General features: G+C 57.7%; 1 pseudogene. It reads left to right on the plus strand.

The window, feature by feature from the left end:
- Positions 1-31 precede the first annotated feature (31 nt).
- Positions 32-300 (plus strand): annotated as a pseudogene (locus tag PZH32_RS12980) (hypothetical protein); the annotation flags it as partial.

Below are 300 nucleotides of genomic sequence, written 5' to 3' on the forward strand. Positions count from 1 at the left end.
GTCGGAGTTTGGCGTCGATCGAAGTGGCCGCGTGCGTTGGCTTGTTGCAACGACGGTCGTCACTGCCATGTTGCAAACGGTTGTGGACGAGGGCAAAGCGATTCGCTTTTCACTAAAGGGTGGCTCTCTTTTGCAGCATGTACTTGGTCCAGAGATTGCAAAAAGGTCACGAATCGTGACCTTTTTTGCAATTACCGCAATGCGTATCGGTGGAGGTGAGAGTTTACGGGCGGGTCAGCTCCCCGGCGAGGGCACCCTGCATCTGCTGGGCCACGTCGGCAGCGGCAAGGCCCTGGCCGA

The sequence above is a fragment of the Adlercreutzia equolifaciens genome (genome assembly GCF_029076695.1).
GTDB lineage: Bacteria > Actinomycetota > Coriobacteriia > Coriobacteriales > Eggerthellaceae > Adlercreutzia > Adlercreutzia equolifaciens_A.